Origin of the sequence: Rhodococcus sp. (in: high G+C Gram-positive bacteria), assembly GCF_049591685.1 — a bacterium.
GTDB lineage: Bacteria > Actinomycetota > Actinomycetes > Mycobacteriales > Mycobacteriaceae > Rhodococcoides.
Genome location: NZ_JBAWFH010000052.1, coordinates 36,886 through 57,202 on the forward strand (window position 1 = coordinate 36,886; position 20,317 = coordinate 57,202).

Here is a 20,317-nt window from a genome sequence, read left to right on the forward strand (position 1 = left end):
GACTGCGAAAGCTGGTGACTGCGAAAGCTGCGGTCAGGCAATACTCTTGTGAAGTATGACCCGGCTACTTCACCCGAACGCAGCCCACGTCGCCGACGTCCTGATCCAGCGAGGTCACCACGGAGTCGTCGTCACGTCACCGGAGCCCACTCCAACCGCGCAAGCCGCGGCCGCATCGGTCGGCGTCGACGTGGGCGCGATCGTCAAGTCGCTGGTGTTCCTGTTGGACGACGAGCCGATACTTCTGCTCGTGTCCGGTGCCCACCAGGTGAACCTGCCGAATACCGGAGCCCGGCTCGAAGGCACGTTGACACGTGCACCCCTCGATCTGGTGACTCTGGCGACGGGGCAGCCCATCGGCGGCATCGCACCGGTCGGCCACCCCACCAACCTCGCCACCTACGTCGACGAAACGCTCGCGCGCTATCCCGAATTGTGGGCTGCAGCAGGGCATCCGAACACGTTGTTCCGCACGACGTGTTCGGAGCTCCTACGCATCACAGCGGGCCTGGCCATCAGCGTGGAATGACGGTGCCCCTCAGCGTGGAATGACGGTACCCCTCAGCGTGGAATGACGGTACCCCTCAGCGTGGAAGGTCGACGAACCTGTTCTCCCACGTGCTCTTCTTCGGCATCAGAACCACCGTCACAGCGAGGAGTCTGTCACAGCGAGTTCCCTGCCGCCGACTGCCCGCACGGCGAGCCCACTCCGGCAGCACCGTCGGCGATCTCGGGGAACGGCCGCGGATCGGGAACCGGGTTCCACCAGCCGCCGTCTTCGGCGTAGGTCCACGCCGGACCGCTGGTCACGAGCTGCTCGACTGCCGCGATCAGCCGGTCCACGTCCGCGTCGGAGCTGCCCAACCCCAGGCTTGCACGGACGGCTCCGTCGGCATGGCCGAGCCGCACCAGCAGTGGGTGCGCGCAGAACTTGCCGTCACGGACGCCGATGCCATGTTCGGCGGAGAGGTAGGCGGCAACTTCGCCCGGGGTGTAGCCCTCGAGCGTGAAGGTGATGATGCCGACGGTGTCGGATGCGTCGTTCCACACCGAAAGAACGGCGACTCCGGGTACGGCGAGGAGACGCTCGCGTAAGCGGCTCGAGAGTCGGCGCTCGTGCACGGCAGACCCCGATGCCTCGCAAGCGGCGAGCGCCTCGCATGCCGCGGCGAGGGCCACCACGCCCAGCACGTTGGGCGTACCCGCCTCGTGCCGTGCGGGTACGGGCGCCCACTCGGTTCGGTCGAGGCTCACGGTGCGGACTGCGCCGCCGCCGGCCAGGTAGGGCTCGGCTGCGTCCAGCCAGTCACGCTTTCCGACGAGCACGCCGGCGCCGTGCGGCGCGTACAGCTTGTGCCCGGAGAAGGCCAGGTAGTCGACACCCAACTCGGTGACGTCGACGCGGCGATGCGGAACCAACTGCGCCCCGTCGACCAGTATGCGCGCGCCGTATCGATGCGCGAGGGCAGCGAGTTCGGCGATGGGCAGTACTTCACCGGTGACATTGGACGCGCCTGTGACAGCAAGCAGCGCAGCAGGTTTCGCAGCGAGCTCGGCTTCGATGCAGGCCACCGTCTGCGCGATCGACTCGGCAGCAACAACGACGCGGCGGTCACGCCACGGCAGCAGGTTCGCGTGGTGTTCGATGTCGAGCACCACGGTGTCACCGGGAACGCACCGTGCCAGCAAATTGAGCGAATCGGTGGTGTTCCGGGTGAAGATCACGACCGAATCGGACTCGGCAGCAACGAAATTCGCGACCGTGACCCGCGCCTTCTCATAAGCGGCCGTCGACACCCGCGAGGCGTAGCCAGCGCCGCGGTGAACGCTCGAGTAGTAGGGCAGCAACTCCGCTACGCGTTCAGTCACCGCAGCCAGAGCCGGGGCGCTGGCCGCGTAGTCGAAATTGGCGTACGAGCAGGTGGTTCCGTCGACGAGCGGCACCTGCAGGTCGGCGCCACTGACGGTAGCGAACGGCGGGCATGCTTCGAGAACAGCAGTCATGACAAATATCCCCTTGTACATCAAGGGACCCGAAGAGAACACCGAGACAAATCAAAGCTTCGAGTCCGCGCTTGCCACACCGGTTTTCCGGCGTCGGCCTGGTCGTCACCCGGAGCACCCCACCGCGGTGGAGGGTTGCCGACCAGCGAGCCGGGGCTTGATGCTGGTACTCATGACCTGCCGAAGAGAATGACAAATATCGAGCGGACTTGTCAACCGGAGCACTGTGCACATGCGGAGGAGCCGCTTGCCGACCATCCAGCAGACCCGAAACCGAGTAGAATCCGCCCAGTGCATCAGCCCCGTCGACATCGCGTCCGTTCACCTTCCGGCAATCAGAACGTGAGATAACACCCCGACGTCCCCACCCCGACGTCCGTTGCCAAACGAGAAGAAGGACACCCGGTTGTCTGTGCAATCACAATCGGAATCAGCCGAGCTGCAGCAGTCCGTTGCAGTGCCCGCCGAATTCCTGCGCTCTGGGCGCGCTCCCGAAGAGCGGACGCTCATCGACATCCTGCGCTCCACGACGTCCCAGTTTCCGGACGCACCTGCGATCGACGACGGTACCGTCTCGGTCACCTACCGTGAGCTCCTCGAAGACATCGACGAGGGCGCTCAGTGGCTGGCCAGGGCCGGTGTTCGGCGCGGTGACCGCGTCGGCATCAGAATGCCGTCGGGCTCCTTCTCCCTCTATGTCGCGATCCTGTCCATTCTGAACGCAGGCGCCGCGTACGTGCCTGTCGACGCCGACGATCCCGACGAGCGTGCCGAACTCGTCTTCGGCGAGGCCAAGGTGAGCGCGGTCGTCACGGCAGGGGGCATTGCTGCGGGCACGGCTGACAAGCAGGACATCCCGATGCCCGACACCCTCACGACGCCGGTACCCGACGACGACGCATGGGTCATCTTCACCTCGGGCTCGACGGGTACTCCCAAGGGCGTCGCAGTCAGTCACCGCAATGCCGCTGCGTTCGTCGACGCCGAAGCGCGGATGTTCATGCAGGAGGACCCGCTCGGCCCGGGCGACCGGGTGCTGGCCGGCCTGTCCGTCGCGTTCGACGCTTCCTGCGAGGAGATGTGGCTCGCGTGGCGGTACGGCGCGTGCCTGGTGCCCGCGCCTCGTTCGCTGGTCCGCAGTGGTTTCGACCTCGGCCCGTGGCTGGTCTCGCGCGACATCACCGTCGTGTCGACGGTTCCCACGCTGGCCGCGCTGTGGCCTGCCGTCGCGCTCGAAGCGGTCCGGCTGCTCATCTTCGGCGGCGAGGCATGCCCGCCGGAACTCGCGGAGCGTCTCGCCGTCGACGGCCGAGAGGTGTGGAACACCTACGGCCCGACCGAGGCGACCGTCGTGGCGTGCGCGTCGATCATGGACGGGAAAGGTCCGGTCCGGATCGGTATGCCACTCGACGGCTGGGACCTCGCGGTGGTCGACGGCTCCGGGCGGCCGGTGGCGGTCGGTGAGGTCGGGGAGCTCGTCATCGGCGGGGTCGGCCTCGCGCGGTACCTCGATCCCGCGAAGGACGCCGAGAAGTACGCGCCGATGCCCAGCCTCGGGTGGGACCGCGCCTATCGAAGTGGCGACCTTGTCAAGCTCGAGCTCGAAGGCCTGCTGTTCCAGGGGCGTGCCGACGATCAGATCAAGCTCGGCGGACGCCGCATCGAACTCGGCGAGATCGACAACGCACTGCAGTCCCTTCCCGGCGTCGCAGGCGCGGCCGCGGCCGTGCGCAAGACCGGCGCCGGCAACTCGGTGCTCGTCGGCTACCTCGCGAGTACCGACCCCGATTTCGATCTGGAAGCAGCGCGGACACTGCTCGCCGAGCAGTTGCCGTCGGCGCTGGTTCCCCGGCTGGCGCTCGTCGCCGAGATGCCGACCCGCACATCGGGCAAGGTCGACCGAAACGCACTGCCGTGGCCGCTGCCAGGCAAGAGCGACGCCTCCGAACTCGGCGGTACCGCCGGGTGGGTCGCCGAGCTGTGGACCACTATTCTCGGCGCTCAGGTGTCGGACGAGAATGCCGATTTCTTCCAGAACGGTGGCGGTTCGCTGTCCGCGGCGCAACTGGTCACGGCTCTACGCGAACGTTTTCCCGAGATCACCGTCGCGCAGCTCTACGACCATCCGCGGTTGGGGTCGCTCGCGGCGTACCTCGACGAGCTGAAGCCGCCCGTCGAGGTCGTTCCGCGCGAGGTCGAGCCCACATCACGCAAAGCCCAGTGGACACAGATCGCGGCAACGGTTCCGCTGACGACCCTCACCGGTCTGCAGTGGATCACCTGGCTGGGCATCCTGTTCAACGTGCTGTCCTGGTTCGCCGAGGTGCCGTGGGCGCCGACGGTGTCGTGGTGGTGGATTCTGCCGGCGTTCGTCCTGTTCATCACGCCCGTCGGGCGCATGGCGATCTCGGTCGTCGGCTCCCGGATGTTGTTGGCCGGTCTGCAGCCGGGCGCCTACCAGCGGGGAGGTAGCGCACATCTGCGGCTGTGGGTGGCCACCCGTCTGACCGATGCGAGCGGCGCGTCCAATCTGTCGGGCGCACCGTGGATGGTCTACTACGCGCGGGCTCTGGGCGCCAAGATCGGCAAGGGCGTCGACCTGCATACGTTGCCGCCGGTCACCGGAATGCTCGAACTCGGCGACGGTTGCTCAATCGAACCCGAGGTCGATCTCACCGGTCATTGGATCGACGGCGACATCGTCTACATCGGAGCCATCAAGATCGGCGCAGGCGCTGCCGTCGGCGCACGTTCGACGCTTCTGCCCGGCACATCCGTCGGCAAGAACGCCGTCGTGAGCGCGGGTTCGGCCGTCGTCGGAAGGGTCAAGGCGGGGCAGTTGTGGGCCGGATCGCCCGCCCGCAAGGTCGGCAAGGCCGAGCATCCTTGGCCGCAGGACGCGCCGCCGCGGGCACCGCAGTGGATTTTCGCGTACGGCGTCGCCTCCCTGTTCCTCTCGGGCATGGCGATCTTCTCCATCGGTGTCTCGCTGGTCCTGATGGGCTGGTGGTTGCACACCGCGACGACGCTGCTCGGTGCGCTGGGCCGCGCGCTGATCATGCTGCCCGTGGCCACGCTGCTGTCACTGGGAACGTTTGCCGCGATCACGCTCGCCGCTGTCCGGCTGCTCTCCATCGGACTCGCGGAGGGTTACCACCCGGTGCGCAGTCGTATCGGGTGGCAGGTGTGGGCCACCGAGCGCCTCATGGACTCCGCGCGCACGTTCCTGTTCCCGCTGTACGCATCTCTGCTGACGCCGCACTGGCTGCGGTTGCTCGGGGCGAAGATCGGCAAGGACGTCGAAGCGTCGACCGTGTTGATGATTCCCAAGTTCACCACCGTCGCCGACGGTGCCTTCCTCGCCGACGACACGATGGTGGCGAGCTACGAGCTCGGCGGCGGCTGGATGCACCTCGGCGACGCGAAGGTCGGCAAGCGTGCGTTCCTCGGCAACTCCGGCATGACCGGTCCGGGCCGTACCGTGCCGAAGAACGGTCTGGTCGCCGTGCTGTCGGCGACGCCCGACAAGGCGAAGTCCGGGTCGTCGTGGCTGGGTAGCCCACCGGTGCGGCTACGCCGTGCCGCAGGCAGATCGGACTCGTCGCGCACGTTCGATCCGCCGCGGGGGCTGAAGATCGCGCGCGCACTCGTCGAAACCTGCAGGCTCATTCCCGTCGTGGTCACGTTCGGTATCGGTCTCGGTGTGCTGTTCGGTCTCACCTCGCTGGCGGAACGGCACGGATACTGGCTCGCGGCACTGCTGAGCGGCATCGTCCTGTTGATCGCAGGCGCCGTCGCAGCCGCGATCTCCGCCGCCGCGAAGTGGGCGTGGGTCGGCCGAATCGGCAAGGTCGAACATCCGCTGTGGAGTTCGTTCGTCTGGCGCAACGAGGTTGCCGACACGTTCGTCGAAACCGTGGCGGCGCCGTGGTTCGCGCGTGCAGCAGAGGGTACTGCCGTACTCAACATGTGGCTGCGCTGGCTGGGCGCGGACATCGGACGAGGGGTGTGGTGTGAGACGTACTGGCTGCCGGAGGCAGATCTCGTGACGCTGGCCGACGGCGCGACCGTCAACCGAGGGTGCGTTGTGCAGACACACCTGTTCCATGATCGGATCATGTCCATGGACACCGTCACCCTCGGACGAGGAGCCACTCTGGGGCAGCACTGCGTCGCTCTTCCCGCCGCGGGCATCGGTGACGGAGCCACCGTCGGGCCGGCGTCACTGGTCATGCGAGGCGACACGGTACCCGCGCACACGCGCTGGCAGGGCAACCCCATCGCTCCCTGGGCCAAGGGCGACCCGTTCACCCGCATCGTGACGGCCGAGGACGGCCGGTGAAGGATCTCGGCTCGAAACTGGTGACACCGGTGTTCGACGTCGACGCCGGGGACAGCCCGATCGACGAGTACCTGCCCGAGAACGGCAACCGGGGCTATCGCGTCTCGCGGTACGAACTGGACCTCGAGTACAAGGTCGACAGCAACAGGCTTGCGGGCAAGGCACACATCACTGCGGTGACCACCGCAACGATCGCCAAGTTCAGCCTCGACCTCGGGCCGGCTCTGCGAGTGTCCAAGGTGTCGGTCAACGGTTCTCGCTCCGTCAAGTTCAGCCAAAACAACAGCAAGCTGAAGATCGTGCCCGCCAAGCCCGTTGCGTCCGGTGCGGCCCTCGACGTGACGATCCAGTACGCGGGAACTCCGCAGCCGATCAAGGGGTTCTGGGGTGAGGTCGGCTGGGACGAGCTGTCCGAGGGATCGATCGTCGCGAGCCAGCCGAACGGTGCGGCGTCGTGGTTCCCGTGCGACGACCATCCAGTTTCCAAGGCCAGCTACGGCATTACGATCACGACGGACTCGCCGTACTACGCGGTGGCCAACGGCACCCTCGTCCGCACGCAGACGAGGGCGAGTCGCACGACGTGGGTGTACGAGCAGCCCGAGCCGATGGCGACGTATCTCGCGACCGTGCAGATCGGACCGTACGTCGAGCACTCATTTCCCGGCGGCAACGTGCCGATGAAAGCGATTCTGCCGCCTCGTCTTCGACGCAATTTCGACCATGATTTCGGCCGTCAGTCCGAGATGATGGACACCTTCGTCCGGTTGTACGGCCCGTACCCGTTCGCGGCGTACACCGTCGTGGTCACCGACGACGACCTCGAGATTCCCGTCGAGGCACAGGGGTTGTCGATTTTCGGAGCCAACCACTGCTCCGGCAACCGCAGCTTCGAACGGCTTGTCGCGCACGAACTCGCGCACCAATGGTTCGGCAACAGCCTCACCCTCGGCAAGTGGAGTGACATCTGGCTGCACGAGGGCTTTGCCTGCTACTCCGAGTGGATTTGGGCCGAGAATTCCGGCGGCGCGTCCGCCGACGAGAAGGCCCGGCGCGTTCACTCGATGCAGCGCAACCTTCCGAACGACCTGATCCTGGGCGATCCGGGCCCGGACAAGCTCTTCGACGACCGCGTCTACAAGCGCGGTGCGTTGGCGCTGCATGCGCTGCGCACCACCATCGGCGACGACCGATTCTTTTCGCTCATCCAGCTGTGGACCGAGGAGTACCGCTACTCCACCGTCACGACGCAGGACTTCGTCGACCTCACCTCTCGATTCGGTTGCCCGCGATCGCAGTGGGACGCCTGGCTGGACAACACGACGCTGCCGAAGATGCCGTAGTTCGGCCCGCCTCCCACCGCTTGAATGGTCCATTCATACGATCGGCCAGCTCGTATGTCACATTCAAGCGCGGGTTTCGTCCACCAGCACCCGCGTATTCGGTAGGTGAGAACTCGACTGGGTCCGTACGAATCCCCAGCACAGTGCGGCCATCACTGCGCCGAAAACGAAGATGGTGGGGTAGGTCACCGCCCCTGGCCAACGCTCGGTGATGGCGGAGAGAATGGCCGGCACCGCGAACCCGAGGTACGTCAGCGAATAGAACACGGCGGTGAGGCCGGCCAGGTCGTTCGGCCCGGCGATGCGCTGCACTTCCTGCAGGCCGGACACCATGGCCATGCCGTAGCCGCAGCCGAGGACTGCCGCCGCGATGAGGGCCGCGGCAATGGTCAGCACCGACGCCGCCCACGCTGCGAGCAGCATGCCGACAACCAGGATCGTCAGCGCGACCAGTGCGCCGCGCGCGGCATCGGGCGTATCGATGCGGCGGCCGACGGCCTGAATGGCAAAGCCCGATCCGAGGGCGACCACGGACATCAACGCGGACAGTGCAATCGGATACCCGCCGCTGCGGTCGGCCATCAGCGACGGCAGCACCGCGTACGCGACGCTGGCTGCGCCGAAGACCCAGGGCGCCAACGGAACCACGACAAGCAAGAACCGCTTGTGTGACGCGGCGGGGATCTTGAGGTCGTCGATCAACCTGCCCCGGAGTTCCTTCGGCTCACGTGCCCGGGTTTCGGGGACCGTCAGCATGGAAAGCCCTGCGACGAGGCAGATCGTCACGTGCACGACATAGGCGAGGTGCGTCGGCCAGGGCGCCCACTGGGCGAGGACGCCTGCGACGCCCGCACCGAGTCCGAAGCCCGCGGTCAGACTCATCGCTGCTCGACGCGCGCCGACGCCGATGCCGTCGGACAGTTCCTTCAGCCAGCTGCCGCCGACGGCCATCCCGATACCAAGTGCGATTCCGCTCAGCACGCGTCCGCCGAACAGCAATGCCGCACTGTCCGATCCGAGCGCGATGAGCACCGAACCCGCTGCCGCGACCGCCGTCGCAGGCAGCATGACGGGCCGTCTCCCGAGCCGGTCCGACAGGGGCCCGCAGATCAGCAGGGCCGGGACGATTCCGACGACATAGGCGAACAGGAACGTGTCGACGGTGACAGCCGAGAAGCCGTGCTCGAGTCGGTACATCACCAGCAGCGGCGTGAACTCGTTGCCGCCCCAAGCCGCCGCGAACATGCCCGCGGCAACCAGAATCCACTTACCCGTTCTCGTATGCGTCTCCTGCGTGAGCGTCATCTCGTGCCCCCTTCGTTCAGACCGTGCGTGCGACGCATGTGCTTGTCGACTGCACTGGCGAATCCACCGACATCCGCGGCTTCGACAAGATCTGCCAGCTCGCGGTGGTCGTCGACGATTCGCAGGATCTGTTCGGGCTCGCGCGCGAGCGAGTGCGTCGTCATCCGCCGTTGCCGTTCGCGGAGTCCGGCGTAGAAGCCGTCGAGCAGTGGGTTGCCGCCGGCCCGCACGATGAGGCGGTGGAAGTCTGCATCGGCGGCGCTGAATTCTGCGTTCGTCCCGGTGGCGGCGATCTCGCGCTGTCGGGCGAGGCTGCGGCGGAGGGCAGCCACCAGCTCGGTGCGCACGCGGTCGTCGGTTGCGATCGTGCGCATGCTCCCGGTTTCGACGAGCCAGCGCGCGGACACCACATGCTCGGCCTCGCCGGGTGCGATGGGGACGACGAGTGCGCCGCGTTTGGGGTACAGCCGCATCCAGCCCTCGACCTGGAGGCGCAGGAAGGCTTCGCGCACGGGGGTGCGGCTGATGTCCATGCGTCCGGCGATGTCGCCTTCGCTGACCAGCTCACCGCCCGGCAGTTCACCGGTGACGATCAGTTCCTTGACCGTGGCATAGGCCTGCTCGGAGGCGGAAGGCATCTTGGACACAACATAGATACTAGATGCTGGTGCGCTCCGCGCCCGTGTGCGTTGAAGCACACTGGGACGACACTAAAGAGACACGGGGTAAGTCAGTGCCCGTCGTCGTCACCCTTCTTGAACACCCGGCGAGCGGTGGGAATGAGCGCCACGAGCACGCCGACCAGGACGACCACCGAGAAAATTTCCAGCAGCATGAAAGCTGCTCCTTTCGTTACGGTGCGAGCCAGCTGCCCGCGGGAATGTTCCTGACCACCGTGAACGCGGCGACAGCCACGACAGCGGAGGCAATGACCCACACCGGCGGAGTAGCCAGTGCTGTGCCCCGGATACGCGAACGGACCCACAGCCCCCACGTGAGAACTCCGACGCCGAGCAACACGACCGCCACGACGTTCGACGACATCGCCGACGGGAGGTCCCCGCGGACGAGGTCACCGAATGCCCGCGTCGCTCCACACCCCGGGCACCACATGCCGGTCACCGCGTGGAGAGGACACGGAAGGTACGCCGACGTCCGGGGATCGCGAACAGACAGCGTGGTTGCGCCGATCACTACGCCGGCTGCGACCGCCATCGGCCCCGCGAGGGTGCGAGAAGTCGACGGAGCCATACGCCCAGACTAAGCGAGTGGACTCGTCCGAAGCACTGTCGGACCGACGGCGCGGCTCAGGGCGACGACGAGCACCGCGCATCCGATGCCAGACAGGATCATGGCTGATCCGAACATGGCCGTGTAGCCGAAGAGGTCCCCCACGATCCCGGCGACGATCCCGGCCGCGCCCTGCGCGAAGACGACCGCACAGGCCATGAGTGTGTACTCGCTTCCTGCGAAACGCTTTTCCGACGCATCCATCATCAGCGCGAACACCGCGACGGTTGCTGCGCCGCCCAACACATGTTCGGTGACGTTGGCGGTGATCAGCAACGGGAATCCGCCAACACCGAACGACGCGACGAGGTACAGGCCCAATGCGAGTGTTTGTCCGACGCCGCCCAACAGCAGAGCGTGTCGGCGTCCGAAGCGGAAGGCCAGCCAGGCGCCGAGCGCGGCGCCGACGAGTGCGGCGACCGAGGACACCCCTCCCTCCACCAACGCGATCTGGCCAAGTGTGAGACCGCTGTCCGACAAAAACGGTCCGACCAGCGCCGAGCCCATGGAGTTACCGAATTTGAAGGCGACGATCAGCGCGATGAAGGCGAGCATCCCCGGCCGACGGAGTCGACGCCACCACGCGACGGCGAGCGTGGCCGGCGCCTCACGGACGGTGTCTTGGTCGCCCGCTGCGTCGGCTTCGCTCAGTTGCGTGCGCATGCACCACACGGGGATGGTCGCGACGACAAGCAGCGCGGCCATAGCGACGAACAGTGCCCGCCACCCTGCGAAGCTGAACAGCCACAGCAGCAATCCCCCACCGCACACCATGCCGATGCGGTAGGCGCCGACCTGCAGTCCGTTGCCCAGCCCTCGCTGCCGAACGGTCAGCGTGCGCACGGCAATTCCGTCGGTGGCCACGTCCTGCGTCGCCGAGAGTGCGTTCACCACGAAGATGCCGACGAACAACCACTGCAGAGTCGACGACAGGTCCAGGAACGACAGCGCCAACGCAACGGCGGCCGAGGCGCACTGTAGCGCCAGGAGCCACCGTCGACGACTTCCGTAGCGATCGACGTACGGCGCCCACAGAAACTTCAATGCCCACGGAAGAAAGAGCACACCCGCCGCACTGATCTGAACAAGCGAGTATCCCGATTCGCGCAGCACCACCGGCAACGCCTGGGTGAAGAAGCCGAACGGCAGACCCTGCGCGAAGTACAGCGACCCGAGCAGCGTGAAAGTGCCTGCCGTGAAGACAGCCGGACGCACCGCGTTGGTCATGCCGGTCATCGTGTCAGAGCGGAGCCCTCTCCGCCTCACCGCGACCGTGCGTCAGGGTTGAACAGTCACGGTTCCGACCATGTCGGGATGCGGAGTGCAGTGGTACGTGAACGTGCCGGGCTCGGTGAAAGTGAAGGAGTAGCTACCGGACTTTGCCAGAGGACTACGAAAGGCCTTGTCGTCGGCGACCACGTCGTGCGCCATGCCGCCGTCGTCGAACACCCAGGTGACGGTGTCGCCGACGCCGACGGTGATGTCCGCCGGCGAGTACGACATGTCTGCGACGGTCACCTGATTCGGCACCGGGGCCGCAGCCTGTTCGGGCGCGGGCGACGAACACCCGGCAACGGCTCCAGCAACGAGTAGTGCGACGGCGCCGACAGTAGAAATTCTCACCCGACCAAAGCTACCGGGCACCGCCGTCACGTTTCGACGAGCTACCTCGTCCTATCGATTGACGGCCTCACCCAGGGCCCCCGAAGAAGAGGACAGTCGAATGCTTCCGCACGTCAACATCAGCAAGCAGTTTCCCGACGCCTACCGGGCATACGTCGAGGTGGACAAGAAGGCGTCCGACGCCGCCGACGCCGCGGGAGTCCCCAAGATCCTTACCGAGTTGGTGAAAATACGCGTCTCGCAGCTCAACGGGTGCGCGCACTGCCTGCGCATGCACGTGCGCGACGCCGTGGCAGCTGGCGAAACCGCAGATCGGCTCGCAGTGCTCCCCGCCTGGTGGGAGACGCAGTACTTCACCGAGTCGGAGCAGGCCGCACTCATCCTCGCCGAGCGCATCACCCGAATCGGCGACGAACACACGGCACCCGAACCTGTCGTCGACGTCGCGGCCGCGTTGTCCGAACAACAAATCGCCGCCGTGACATGGCTCGCAGTAGTGATCAACGGATGGAACCGCATCGCCATCGCAAGCCACTACCCCGTGGGCCCGTAGTTTTTCTCGGGCCGTCCGCGACGGTTCGCTCGGGTAACATTTCCGCCGACGAAGTCCGACCCGGAGAGGCTCCACCTATGACACGAACGCTGACGACGCGAGCCTTTCGAATGGGCGCAGCGCTCGCAACCCTTGCGTTCGTTCTCGCGTCGGCCATCCTCGGCTCGGCAACGGCGCAGGCCCGACCGGCGCAGTTCGTGCCCGCCGGCGCCATCAGCCCGACTATCGGATTCGATCCCGCCGCCGTCGTCGAGTGGCGCCTGGACCAAGCCTTCGTCAACCAGCCGATTTTTGTCCGCGTCGACCCGTACCTCCCCGGTCTGACGGACTTCACGCTCAACAACTGGTGCAACTGCGCCATCAACTGGTTCAACCACACCTCACAGACCGGCGGCGTCGCATTCCCCGGTCCGCTCGATACCGGCCCCATCCGCACCGGATCCGGCGACGTGTCGGCCTGGATCGATATCCCCGGCGGATTTACTCTCGTTCGCGGACAGGGTAATTGGTGGGTTCCGTAGCGTCGGACGATCTAGCGAGCACCACTTTTGTAAGCCGAGCACCCCTGCTGATCATCGAGCAGGGGTGCTCGGTTCGTTGTAGGGGTGCTCGGTTCCCGATCGCTCGGGCTCTCGGCAGTTGCGTAGCCCCGCCATATGCCTGCCGCACTTAGGCTGTTGCAGTGCATTTCATCGGTAGCCAGGGTCAGTACGGTATGCGGTTCGAGTGGGTCTCGCAAAACACGGGCTCGACACCGGGAACTACTCGCCGGAATCCGACAGTGCTCGCGGGGCATGGCTCGACGCGAGAAACGACATCTCGACCCTACTGAATATGTCTGCAGGCGGAAGGGAACTCATCGACGCCGGGTTTCCTCGCGATGTCTCCATTGCAGCGGAAGTCGATGCCAGCCGCGTCGTTCCAGTACTTCGGGATGACCGCTTCGTGAACACACGTATGTAACGGAGCACGCCTGCCCTTTACCCAGATCCTTTGCCGAGCTTCGCTTCCAGTTCCGCGATTCGCCCGAGCAACTCTTCCTCACGTTTCGCTGCGTCGCGCTGATACAGCGCGGACAGTCGGCGGACGTACTCGTCGTCGTATCGCGGGATGATGCTGCGGGTGCAGTTCCAATCGAACGCCTCGATATCGATCACGATGCTTCGCTCGCATTGCGATGCAACGGTCTTCTCGCCCAGTCGCTTCAGCTGTTCGATCAATTCCGAATCTTCGACAGCCTCCACGACCCGAGCGCGGCCATACAGCTTCAATCTCTGTCGAAGCGGGTAGTTCACCAGGATTATGGCAATTCTGCTGTTGTGGTCGAGATTTGCCGCGGTGACATACTGGCTGTTGCCGCTGAAATCTGCGAAACCAACAGTGCGCTCGTCGATCACCTTCAGGAATCCTTTGGGGCCACTTCGATACTGCACGTACGGCCAGCCGGTTTCGGCGACGGTCGACACGTAGAACTGGTCGGCGTCTCGAATGATCGCCGTCTCTCGGGTGTCGAGACGCATCGGGCCGGTGTCGGGACGTTCGGTGTGTGACCCGTAGGCCTGGTAGCTCCCCTTGGAGCGTTGGCGCGCGAGCGCCGCCGGGCCGAACATCAGATGGTGGTAGTGATTACTGCTCACGCCCGCGTCCTCCCCTTCGGCTGCGCTTCCAACCTACTGCAGCTATGCGATCCTCCGCTTGTAGGCAGCCGTAGCAGCGAAGTAGGCCACTACCAGGTTCCCAACGCACCAGGCCAGTGTCATCCAAATTTCTCGACCTACCGGTTGCTGCGCGAACAATGCGCGGATCGTGTCGACGATCGACGTCACGGGCTGGCTTTCGGCGAACCACTGCACCGGGCCGGGCATCGTGCCGGTGGGAACGAAGGCTGAACTGAGTTGTGTGTTCGGACGGTACGACTGGGGTCCGACAGTCCGTGCGATTCGTCGAAGTCTTCGCTGTTGTCGAAGTCGCGCTGACCGCTCGTCAGCGCAGTTTGCCGAGCTCGTCCGTTCGATCACCTGGACGAACCTGAAGATCACTCCTCGACGGTCGGCGCCATTCGAATACAGGCCGGTCTCGACCACACGAGTCGGCGCTGCCCAACTCGCGGCATCTTGCGACCGGCAGATATCAGTTGTACCAACGCCATTCGGTCCGCATCGGTAGATTCGGTAATTTCTTTCGTCCCGTCGCCCACAACAAAAGGTCGAAGGGGTGCTCCTCCGGTGGGACATCGACGTCGGGAAGCAGCCGTGTAAGGACTCGACGACACAGCGGGCCGTCCGGCTTCCATTCGACGCCGGTCCCGTCGAACAGGTCATGACCATGCACGGCCAGTTCGACTGTGGCCATCGCGGCGAAACCTTCGCCGTTGGCCCTGCCGAACACGTGGGCGACGGCGACGTTCGGCGAACTCACCGTTACTGTCGCGATCAAAATATTCGACGCAGCCTCGATCACCGCCGCGAGGCCGTGGGGACCTGCGTCACGATTGCAGTGCGTCAATTCGTCGGGCGCACCGGTGCGACGCCGGGTCGTCGCGAATGGGATGTCGTCGGGGTAGGTCGGCGCGGCCACGGTCGCGGCGTAGACCATCAAATCGTCGGCGACATGCTCCGCTGTCTCCCACCGTGTCCACGACAACGAACCCGCGGGCTGATCCCACAACTCCAAATGCAAGGCGATCACGCCGTCGAGCAACTTCGTCGTCAACGCTCGAACGTCACGGACGAACGAAGACACCGGTGCGTTCATGCTGGCAATTCTGCCGCCCGCGGCGCCTGGTGTCGACGACGCCTACTCGCGTCCGGTTGACACTCTCGAACTGGCCTCGTCGCGGCGACCTAAGAATGGGTTCGCCCCGGCGCAAGACAGTCGTCAGATGAAATTGGCGCGCGTCAGGTGGTCCAGCGCTGGCAGGATTACTCGACGTGATCGAGAACCCGACCGTCGAACAGTTCCGCCGGCTGGCTCAGTCGTCCCCGTGGCGCTGGAGGACAGCCGAGTTCGAATTTGTTGACGATAGCAATACTGCCCCGGTGCACGCCTGGATTCGACGGCCCGGTTCGCTGCGCGTGGAAACCGCGGACGGCGCGATCATCGAAATCATTAGGGATGCGGTGCCGTTCGCAGGAACGATGATGACGTATTCGGACGGAGTATCCCGGCAGCCGCAGGCGCGGTGGGCTTCGGACACGATCCCTGAGTTCGACGCCGACGGGCTGGTGTCGGCGCTGCCTTCCGACACAGAGTCCCGACTCGTCGACTGGGATGATCCGTTCTACGAGAACTACCGATGGATTGCGATGCTCAACCCCATCGAAATCGTCCGCTCTCCCCACGACCATTCGATTACGGAGACGGTCACCGTACTCTCCGACGTACGAGCGGTCGAGCATCACGGCCGTCCGGCTTGGCAGGTGATCGCCCGCACCACGGACAAGTACGACGCGCGGTGCGAATGTTGCCCGCTGCTGAGCGGACACTGGGATTACGCCCACAAGCGTTGGGTTCCAGGACCACCGGTAATCGTGCGCCTCGACGTACAGACCGGTATCTGCGTCTACGTCGGGTCTGCCCCCGGCGGGTCCGCGAACGGGAGCGACATGGACGTGAGGATCCTGGGTGTCGACCTTTCGATGCCGGACAGCCTGTTCGTACGCGCTGACCGGTAAGGAAAGAATCACCTGTCGACACTGCATCTACAAGTCCCGATGGTCACCCGAGCACCGTGCGCAATGTTGCTGCAAACTCGGTGGGCTTTCCTGTTTGGCCGAATTCGCCACCGGCGAACCCTGCGTGGCCGCCGGGGAACACGGTGGGGTCGATCCCCAGCAGCGCTGCTACGGCATAACCTGCGCGACCGGCCATTTCGCCGTCGACCGGCCCGCCGGATTCTTCGCCGACGCCAATGACAACGCGGGTGGACGACGCATGGACCGCGTCGGCGTCGGGCGCATAGTTCGCGCCGCCGCCGCGCATGTTTGCCATCAACGGATCCGTCCGCGATCCGTCGTCGCTGTCGGACATTCCGAACGCGGCCGGCTCCGGCGCGGGCTGCGCGAGGTAGGCGTCGTCGATCGGGCCACGGTGCATCACCAGGGCGATGAATGCGGCCATCGCCGGTCCGAGTCCCTTCGCGTCGTAGGTCGCGACCATGTTCGAACACACCTGGTGTAGGTGCTCGCAGTCGGGCAGCGTGCCGCCGGCCGGTGGTTCGTGGGCGACGAGCGTGCGCACATCGTCCGGATGATGCGTGACCAGTTCCAGTCCGTTGACTGCGCCGCCGCTCGAGGCGAAGATGTCGACCGGGCCGCAAGCGAGGGATTCGATCAGCGCATGTAGATCGTCGGCATGTTGCCGAGGAGTGACGGCGGCTGTGGCGTCAGCAGGGAGGCTACGACCGGTGTTGCGGGGGTCGTAGGTGATCACCACTCGGTCGGCGAAGTGGGACGCCAGCGTCGTGAATCCGGTGGCGTCCATGGGCGATCCGATGAGCATGAGGGGAGTCACCCCCGGCGCGAGTTCACCGCGGACGTCAAAGGTCAGCGTTGCGTCTGGAAGGGCCAGTGTTCGTATGTCCATGAAGGGGTCGACTCGCTCCGCGCGCGAAACTCATCGGCCACCCCGGGCGGGTATGGACACCCCCCCCCCGAAGAAGTGGTCGTCCGCGCTATCGCTGCCAACCGCGACAACATCACGCTATGCAGCAAGTTGGTATCTACCTAGGTACGTCGCGACGATGGCTCGTTGAAACGCCTCGACGTCGACCACATCGACCTGTATTACCTCCACCATCGCAGTGAAGACACACCCATCGAAGAAAGCGTCACCGCGATGGCCACACTGCGCGAGGCCGGGAAATCCGGGCGCTGGGACTGTCCAACGTGACTTTGGACGACGTCCGACGCGCTCATGCCGTTCATCCCATCGCTGCCGGCAAGAGCAATGGTCCTTGACGCATCGAACGACGGAATCGTTCTTGCATCTTGGCCGAACTCGAGATCATACTCGTCGCGCACTCACCCCTCGGGCACGGGAATCTCCATCAAACCAGCTGTAACCCGGTTGCCCGCTCACTCGCCGGCATCGCCTCGCGCACGGGAGCGACAGCCGGTCAGATCGCACTTGTGTGGATCCATCACCGTGGTCGACAAGCCGCGGCGACGGTCATTCCTTTACATGGGACCACCAGCATCGCTCACTTGCACGCCAACATCGCCTCCGCGCGAATCATGCTCAACAAGAACGACATAGCGGAACTCGACGCGGCATCCAACGTGCCGACCCCGTCGAGCCCATGGCCTAGCCGTCGACCGATGGGTCGACGTTCCCCAGCACGACTGCGAGGTCCTTCTCTCAGCCATGCGCCTCGCTTTTTCCTCGGTTGGAGTTCGCCAACGGGCTCGGTGCCATTCTGCGTGAGCGAACGAGTCCTGGGAATGTGTCGGAGGGATGCGGTAGATTCGAAAGTATGTTCGATACGGGGGTTTCGGCGGGGGACGCCACCGGTCTGTCCGACGGTGGCGGTGTCCTCGGTAGCGACGGTGCGCTCGGTGGTGACGGTGCGCTCGGTGGTGACGGTGCGCTCGGTGGTGACGGTGCGCTCGGGAGTGCCGCCGCGAATGCGTGTGTTGCGGGTTTGTCCGGGTTTGCGGCCAGGTGCCGTGTGCAAGAAAACCGTGCGCGCGCACGGACCGTGGAGACGGTCTGCGAGATAGCCGACATCCGCTTGGCCGACGCGGCGCGAAACGACGGTGATGCGTTGGAGACCATGCACGAGGTGGCGTGCGAAGTCGCTGTCGCGTTGAGAGTGTCTCGGCAGGTCGCCCGTCCGCTTGTCGAGGTGGGGTGCACCCTCGGCCGACTACCGCTGACCGCCGTCAGGTTCGTGTGCGGCGCACTCGACTGGGCGCGCGTGCACGTGTTGACATCGGTGCTCGGCAAAGCAAGTGACCGGACGATCGCTGCGCTCGAATTCGGGGCAGTGGCAGCGGCGGAGAGGCTCAACCCGCGGGCTTTGCGATCTTCGCTGTGGCGCATGTGGTGTGCGTACGACCGTGACGAGGCGGCCATCGCGCACGCCGAGGCCCGAGAGCAGGGCCGGGGAGTGCATGTGCGCTCCGATCCGAACGGCGGGTCGGTGCTCGAGGCCACCCTCACCGATCTCGAGGGCGCCGAGGCCGAAGCCCTCGTGCAGGAAATAGTGTCGACCGTCTGCGCTAAGGACCCGAGGTCGTCGAAGGCCGTGCGCGTCGACGGTTTGATGGCGTTGCTGCACGGCGAACACGCCCTCGAATGCCAGTGCGGGCAAGGCGATCTGTGCCCGCAGTTCGGTGTGGCGGACTCACCGGATAGGCGGCGCGGTGCGCTGATTCAGATCGTGATCGATGTGCAGACACTGTTGGGGCTGAACCAGGACCCAGCGATGCTGCCCGACGGTACTCCGCTCGATGCCGAGACCGCCCGCCTCGTTGCAGAGGACGCCCAGTGGCAGGGCCTGCTCACCGAACTGCTCGAGGTCGTAGAAGCCCGCCGCAGCGGTGTGCCCGACGAATCTAGTGGCAGAATGGCCGACGGCAGTGGTCCGGATGGCGGCGGCCCGGGCAGTGGTGGTCTGGACGGTGCTGGTCCGGACGCTGATGGTCCGGACGAATGCGATCCCTTGGGCTGGAATCCCGACGATGGCTGTCCAGGAGGCAGGGGCCCCGACGACGGTGGCCCGGGCGGTGGTCCGGGCGGTGGTCCGGGCGGTGATTCTGGGGGCGGTGGTTCCCAGAACGGGGATGGTCGGGGCGATGCCGCGCCGAGGGGTGATGTGCTCCAGCTGCCTCGGTTGTTGTCCCGCGGCAGGATTCGACGGGGCGGCACGGTACCCGCGTTTCGTGAACGGACACCCAGCCACGGAGTGCTCGGCGCTTCGGGGTCTGCGGCCGAGGAGGCGGTTCGCGCCCGCGTCGTTGCTGCGCTCTTGACTGCGATCGAGTCCGACCCGGCGTTGGCTGCGGGACTGCATCCGGACGGCCACGGCGGTCGCACAACACCGGACGAGGCTGCGCTGACATACCGCCCAGGATCCGAGCTTGCTGCACGCGTGCGCATGACCTACCGGATGTGCACACATCCCGGATGTGACGTCCCGTCGACGCGCTGCGAACTCGACCACATTGTTCCCTTCGACCACGACGATCCTGCTCGTGGAGGATGGACCATCGAGACGAACCTGCACCCGGTGTGCACGGGGCACCACCTGCTCAAGACCAATAGGTCCGCCGCGGTCGCCTATCTGGCGGGCGGAGTCATTCTGTGGACCACCCGAGCCGGCATCCGGTCGCTGACATTGCCCGAGCTGGGCTGTCCCACCCTTCCGCGGAAGCGAAAACGGGGCCGAAAGCACGCAGAACCCGATGTCGGGCAGGAAACCTGGTGGGAGAAACACATGGCTCCCGACGCCCCATCTCCTACCGCAGCCGACTACCGTGCCGCGGCGACCGACGCCGCCCGTACCCGAGTCCGCTTGCTGCGGCGACGGTTTCGCGAACACAAGTCGATCCGCCGCCTACGTGAGAGGAACGCACCACCACCGTTTTAGTCCACATCGACTCATGGCATCAGAGGTGTCGACCTACAAGTCGGTAGCAAGACCGACCCGTCGGTCGTCCTCGTTCGACGACTGGAAGGTTGCTACCGCTCCGACCATTCCGTCGGATCAGAACCACCTCAATGGTCGTCAGAACCGAGGTGTGGGCCTTGTGGCGCCCGCCTCATACCTGCTGGACACGGAGTCGATCGTCCAACTAGAGCAAAACGACCACCGAATCGCGTTTCAACCGACCCACAGCCCCATCTCAACCCGGC

18 protein-coding genes, 1 pseudogene and 1 riboswitch are annotated in these 20,317 nt (G+C 65.5%); of the genes and pseudogenes, 9 read left to right on the forward strand and 10 right to left on the reverse strand.

Annotated elements, in window-relative coordinates:
* Positions 1-55: 55 nt before the first annotated feature.
* Entirely contained in the window at positions 56-529 is a 474-nt protein-coding gene (locus WBQ44_RS02255) for a YbaK/EbsC family protein (protein ID WP_495565110.1), read from the forward strand.
* Between the two features lie 134 nt (positions 530-663).
* Here the strand turns inward: WBQ44_RS02255 and WBQ44_RS02260 are convergent, their stop codons facing one another.
* Complete coding sequence (locus WBQ44_RS02260; protein WP_495565111.1) at positions 664-2,004, reverse strand: aminotransferase class V-fold PLP-dependent enzyme; 1,341 nt, start codon at positions 2,002-2,004, stop codon at positions 664-666.
* Positions 2,005-2,066: 62 nt separating this feature from the next.
* Positions 2,067-2,182: riboswitch (SAM riboswitch) on the reverse strand.
* A gap of 228 nt (positions 2,183-2,410) precedes the next feature.
* On the opposite strand from WBQ44_RS02260, the gene WBQ44_RS02265 reads away from it, so the two are divergent.
* A complete protein-coding gene (locus WBQ44_RS02265; protein ID WP_495565112.1) occupies positions 2,411-6,346 on the forward strand; it encodes a Pls/PosA family non-ribosomal peptide synthetase in 3,936 nt (1,311 codons plus the stop codon).
* Positions 6,343-7,689: a M1 family metallopeptidase gene (locus WBQ44_RS02270; protein ID WP_495565113.1), complete on the forward strand. Its 1,347-nt coding sequence runs from the start codon at positions 6,343-6,345 to the stop codon at positions 7,687-7,689. Before WBQ44_RS02265 ends, WBQ44_RS02270 begins: the two co-directional genes overlap by 4 nt.
* A 63-nt stretch (positions 7,690-7,752) precedes the next feature.
* On the opposite strand, the gene WBQ44_RS02275 is transcribed toward WBQ44_RS02270, so the two are convergent.
* From WBQ44_RS02275 to WBQ44_RS02295, 5 genes are all read right to left on the reverse strand, one after another.
* Positions 7,753-8,994: an MFS transporter gene (locus WBQ44_RS02275; RefSeq protein ID WP_495565114.1), complete on the reverse strand. Its 1,242-nt coding sequence runs from the start codon at positions 8,992-8,994 to the stop codon at positions 7,753-7,755.
* The gene (locus tag WBQ44_RS02280; protein WP_495565129.1) at positions 8,991-9,632 is read right to left on the reverse strand and encodes a GntR family transcriptional regulator; all 642 of its coding nucleotides are present in this window, start codon (positions 9,630-9,632) and stop codon (positions 8,991-8,993) included. Before WBQ44_RS02280 ends, WBQ44_RS02275 begins: the two co-directional genes overlap by 4 nt.
* A 214-nt stretch (positions 9,633-9,846) precedes the next feature.
* Positions 9,847-10,245, reverse strand: coding sequence for a DUF2752 domain-containing protein (locus WBQ44_RS02285; protein WP_495565115.1), 399 nt, complete (start codon positions 10,243-10,245; stop codon positions 9,847-9,849).
* Between the two features lie 9 nt (positions 10,246-10,254).
* Entirely contained in the window at positions 10,255-11,511 is a 1,257-nt protein-coding gene (locus tag WBQ44_RS02290) for an MFS transporter (RefSeq protein ID WP_495565116.1), read from the reverse strand.
* A 51-nt stretch (positions 11,512-11,562) separates the two neighbouring features.
* Positions 11,563-11,901, reverse strand: coding sequence for a cupredoxin domain-containing protein (locus WBQ44_RS02295; protein ID WP_495565130.1), 339 nt, complete (start codon positions 11,899-11,901; stop codon positions 11,563-11,565).
* Between the two features lie 106 nt (positions 11,902-12,007).
* On the opposite strand from WBQ44_RS02295, the gene WBQ44_RS02300 reads away from it, so the two are divergent.
* Together WBQ44_RS02300 and WBQ44_RS02305 are read left to right on the forward strand one after the other, a co-directional pair.
* The gene (locus WBQ44_RS02300; RefSeq protein ID WP_495565117.1) at positions 12,008-12,460 is read left to right on the forward strand and encodes a carboxymuconolactone decarboxylase family protein; all 453 of its coding nucleotides are present in this window, start codon (positions 12,008-12,010) and stop codon (positions 12,458-12,460) included.
* 77 nt (positions 12,461-12,537) lie between these two features.
* On the forward strand, positions 12,538-12,981 hold the full coding sequence (locus WBQ44_RS02305; protein ID WP_495565118.1) for a hypothetical protein: 444 nt from the start codon (positions 12,538-12,540) through the stop codon (positions 12,979-12,981).
* Positions 12,982-13,440: 459 nt separating this feature from the next.
* Here WBQ44_RS02305 and WBQ44_RS02310 read toward each other — a convergent pair whose 3' ends face one another.
* From WBQ44_RS02310 to WBQ44_RS02320, 3 genes and pseudogenes are all read right to left on the reverse strand, one after another.
* Entirely contained in the window at positions 13,441-14,097 is a 657-nt protein-coding gene (locus tag WBQ44_RS02310; protein ID WP_495565119.1) for a pyridoxamine 5'-phosphate oxidase family protein, read from the reverse strand.
* A gap of 42 nt (positions 14,098-14,139) precedes the next feature.
* Positions 14,140-14,355, reverse strand: a pseudogene (locus WBQ44_RS02315) (ABC transporter permease); the annotation flags it as partial.
* A gap of 235 nt (positions 14,356-14,590) precedes the next feature.
* Complete coding sequence (locus tag WBQ44_RS02320; RefSeq protein WP_495565120.1) at positions 14,591-15,214, reverse strand: hypothetical protein; 624 nt, start codon at positions 15,212-15,214, stop codon at positions 14,591-14,593.
* 284 nt (positions 15,215-15,498) lie between these two features.
* Between WBQ44_RS02320 and WBQ44_RS02325 the strand changes: the two genes are divergently transcribed.
* Positions 15,499-16,134 carry a hypothetical protein gene (locus WBQ44_RS02325; protein ID WP_495565121.1) on the forward strand — a complete coding sequence of 212 codons (636 nt, stop codon included), beginning with the start codon at positions 15,499-15,501 and terminating at the stop codon, positions 16,132-16,134.
* Positions 16,135-16,177: 43 nt separating this feature from the next.
* Here WBQ44_RS02325 and WBQ44_RS02330 read toward each other — a convergent pair whose 3' ends face one another.
* Positions 16,178-17,044, reverse strand: a complete 867-nt coding sequence (locus WBQ44_RS02330; RefSeq protein WP_495565122.1) for an alpha/beta fold hydrolase — start codon at positions 17,042-17,044, stop codon at positions 16,178-16,180.
* A gap of 165 nt (positions 17,045-17,209) precedes the next feature.
* On the opposite strand from WBQ44_RS02330, the gene WBQ44_RS02335 reads away from it, so the two are divergent.
* The 3 genes from WBQ44_RS02335 (at position 17,210) to WBQ44_RS02345 (ending at position 20,051) form a co-directional block, all read left to right on the forward strand.
* On the forward strand, positions 17,210-17,350 hold the full coding sequence (locus tag WBQ44_RS02335; RefSeq protein WP_495565123.1) for an aldo/keto reductase: 141 nt from the start codon (positions 17,210-17,212) through the stop codon (positions 17,348-17,350).
* Between the two features lie 98 nt (positions 17,351-17,448).
* Entirely contained in the window at positions 17,449-18,180 is a 732-nt protein-coding gene (locus WBQ44_RS02340; protein ID WP_495565124.1) for an aldo/keto reductase, read from the forward strand.
* The gene (locus tag WBQ44_RS02345) at positions 18,159-20,051 is read left to right on the forward strand and encodes an HNH endonuclease signature motif containing protein (RefSeq protein ID WP_495565131.1); all 1,893 of its coding nucleotides are present in this window, start codon (positions 18,159-18,161) and stop codon (positions 20,049-20,051) included. Before WBQ44_RS02340 ends, WBQ44_RS02345 begins: the two co-directional genes overlap by 22 nt.
* Positions 20,052-20,317 lie beyond the last annotated feature (266 nt).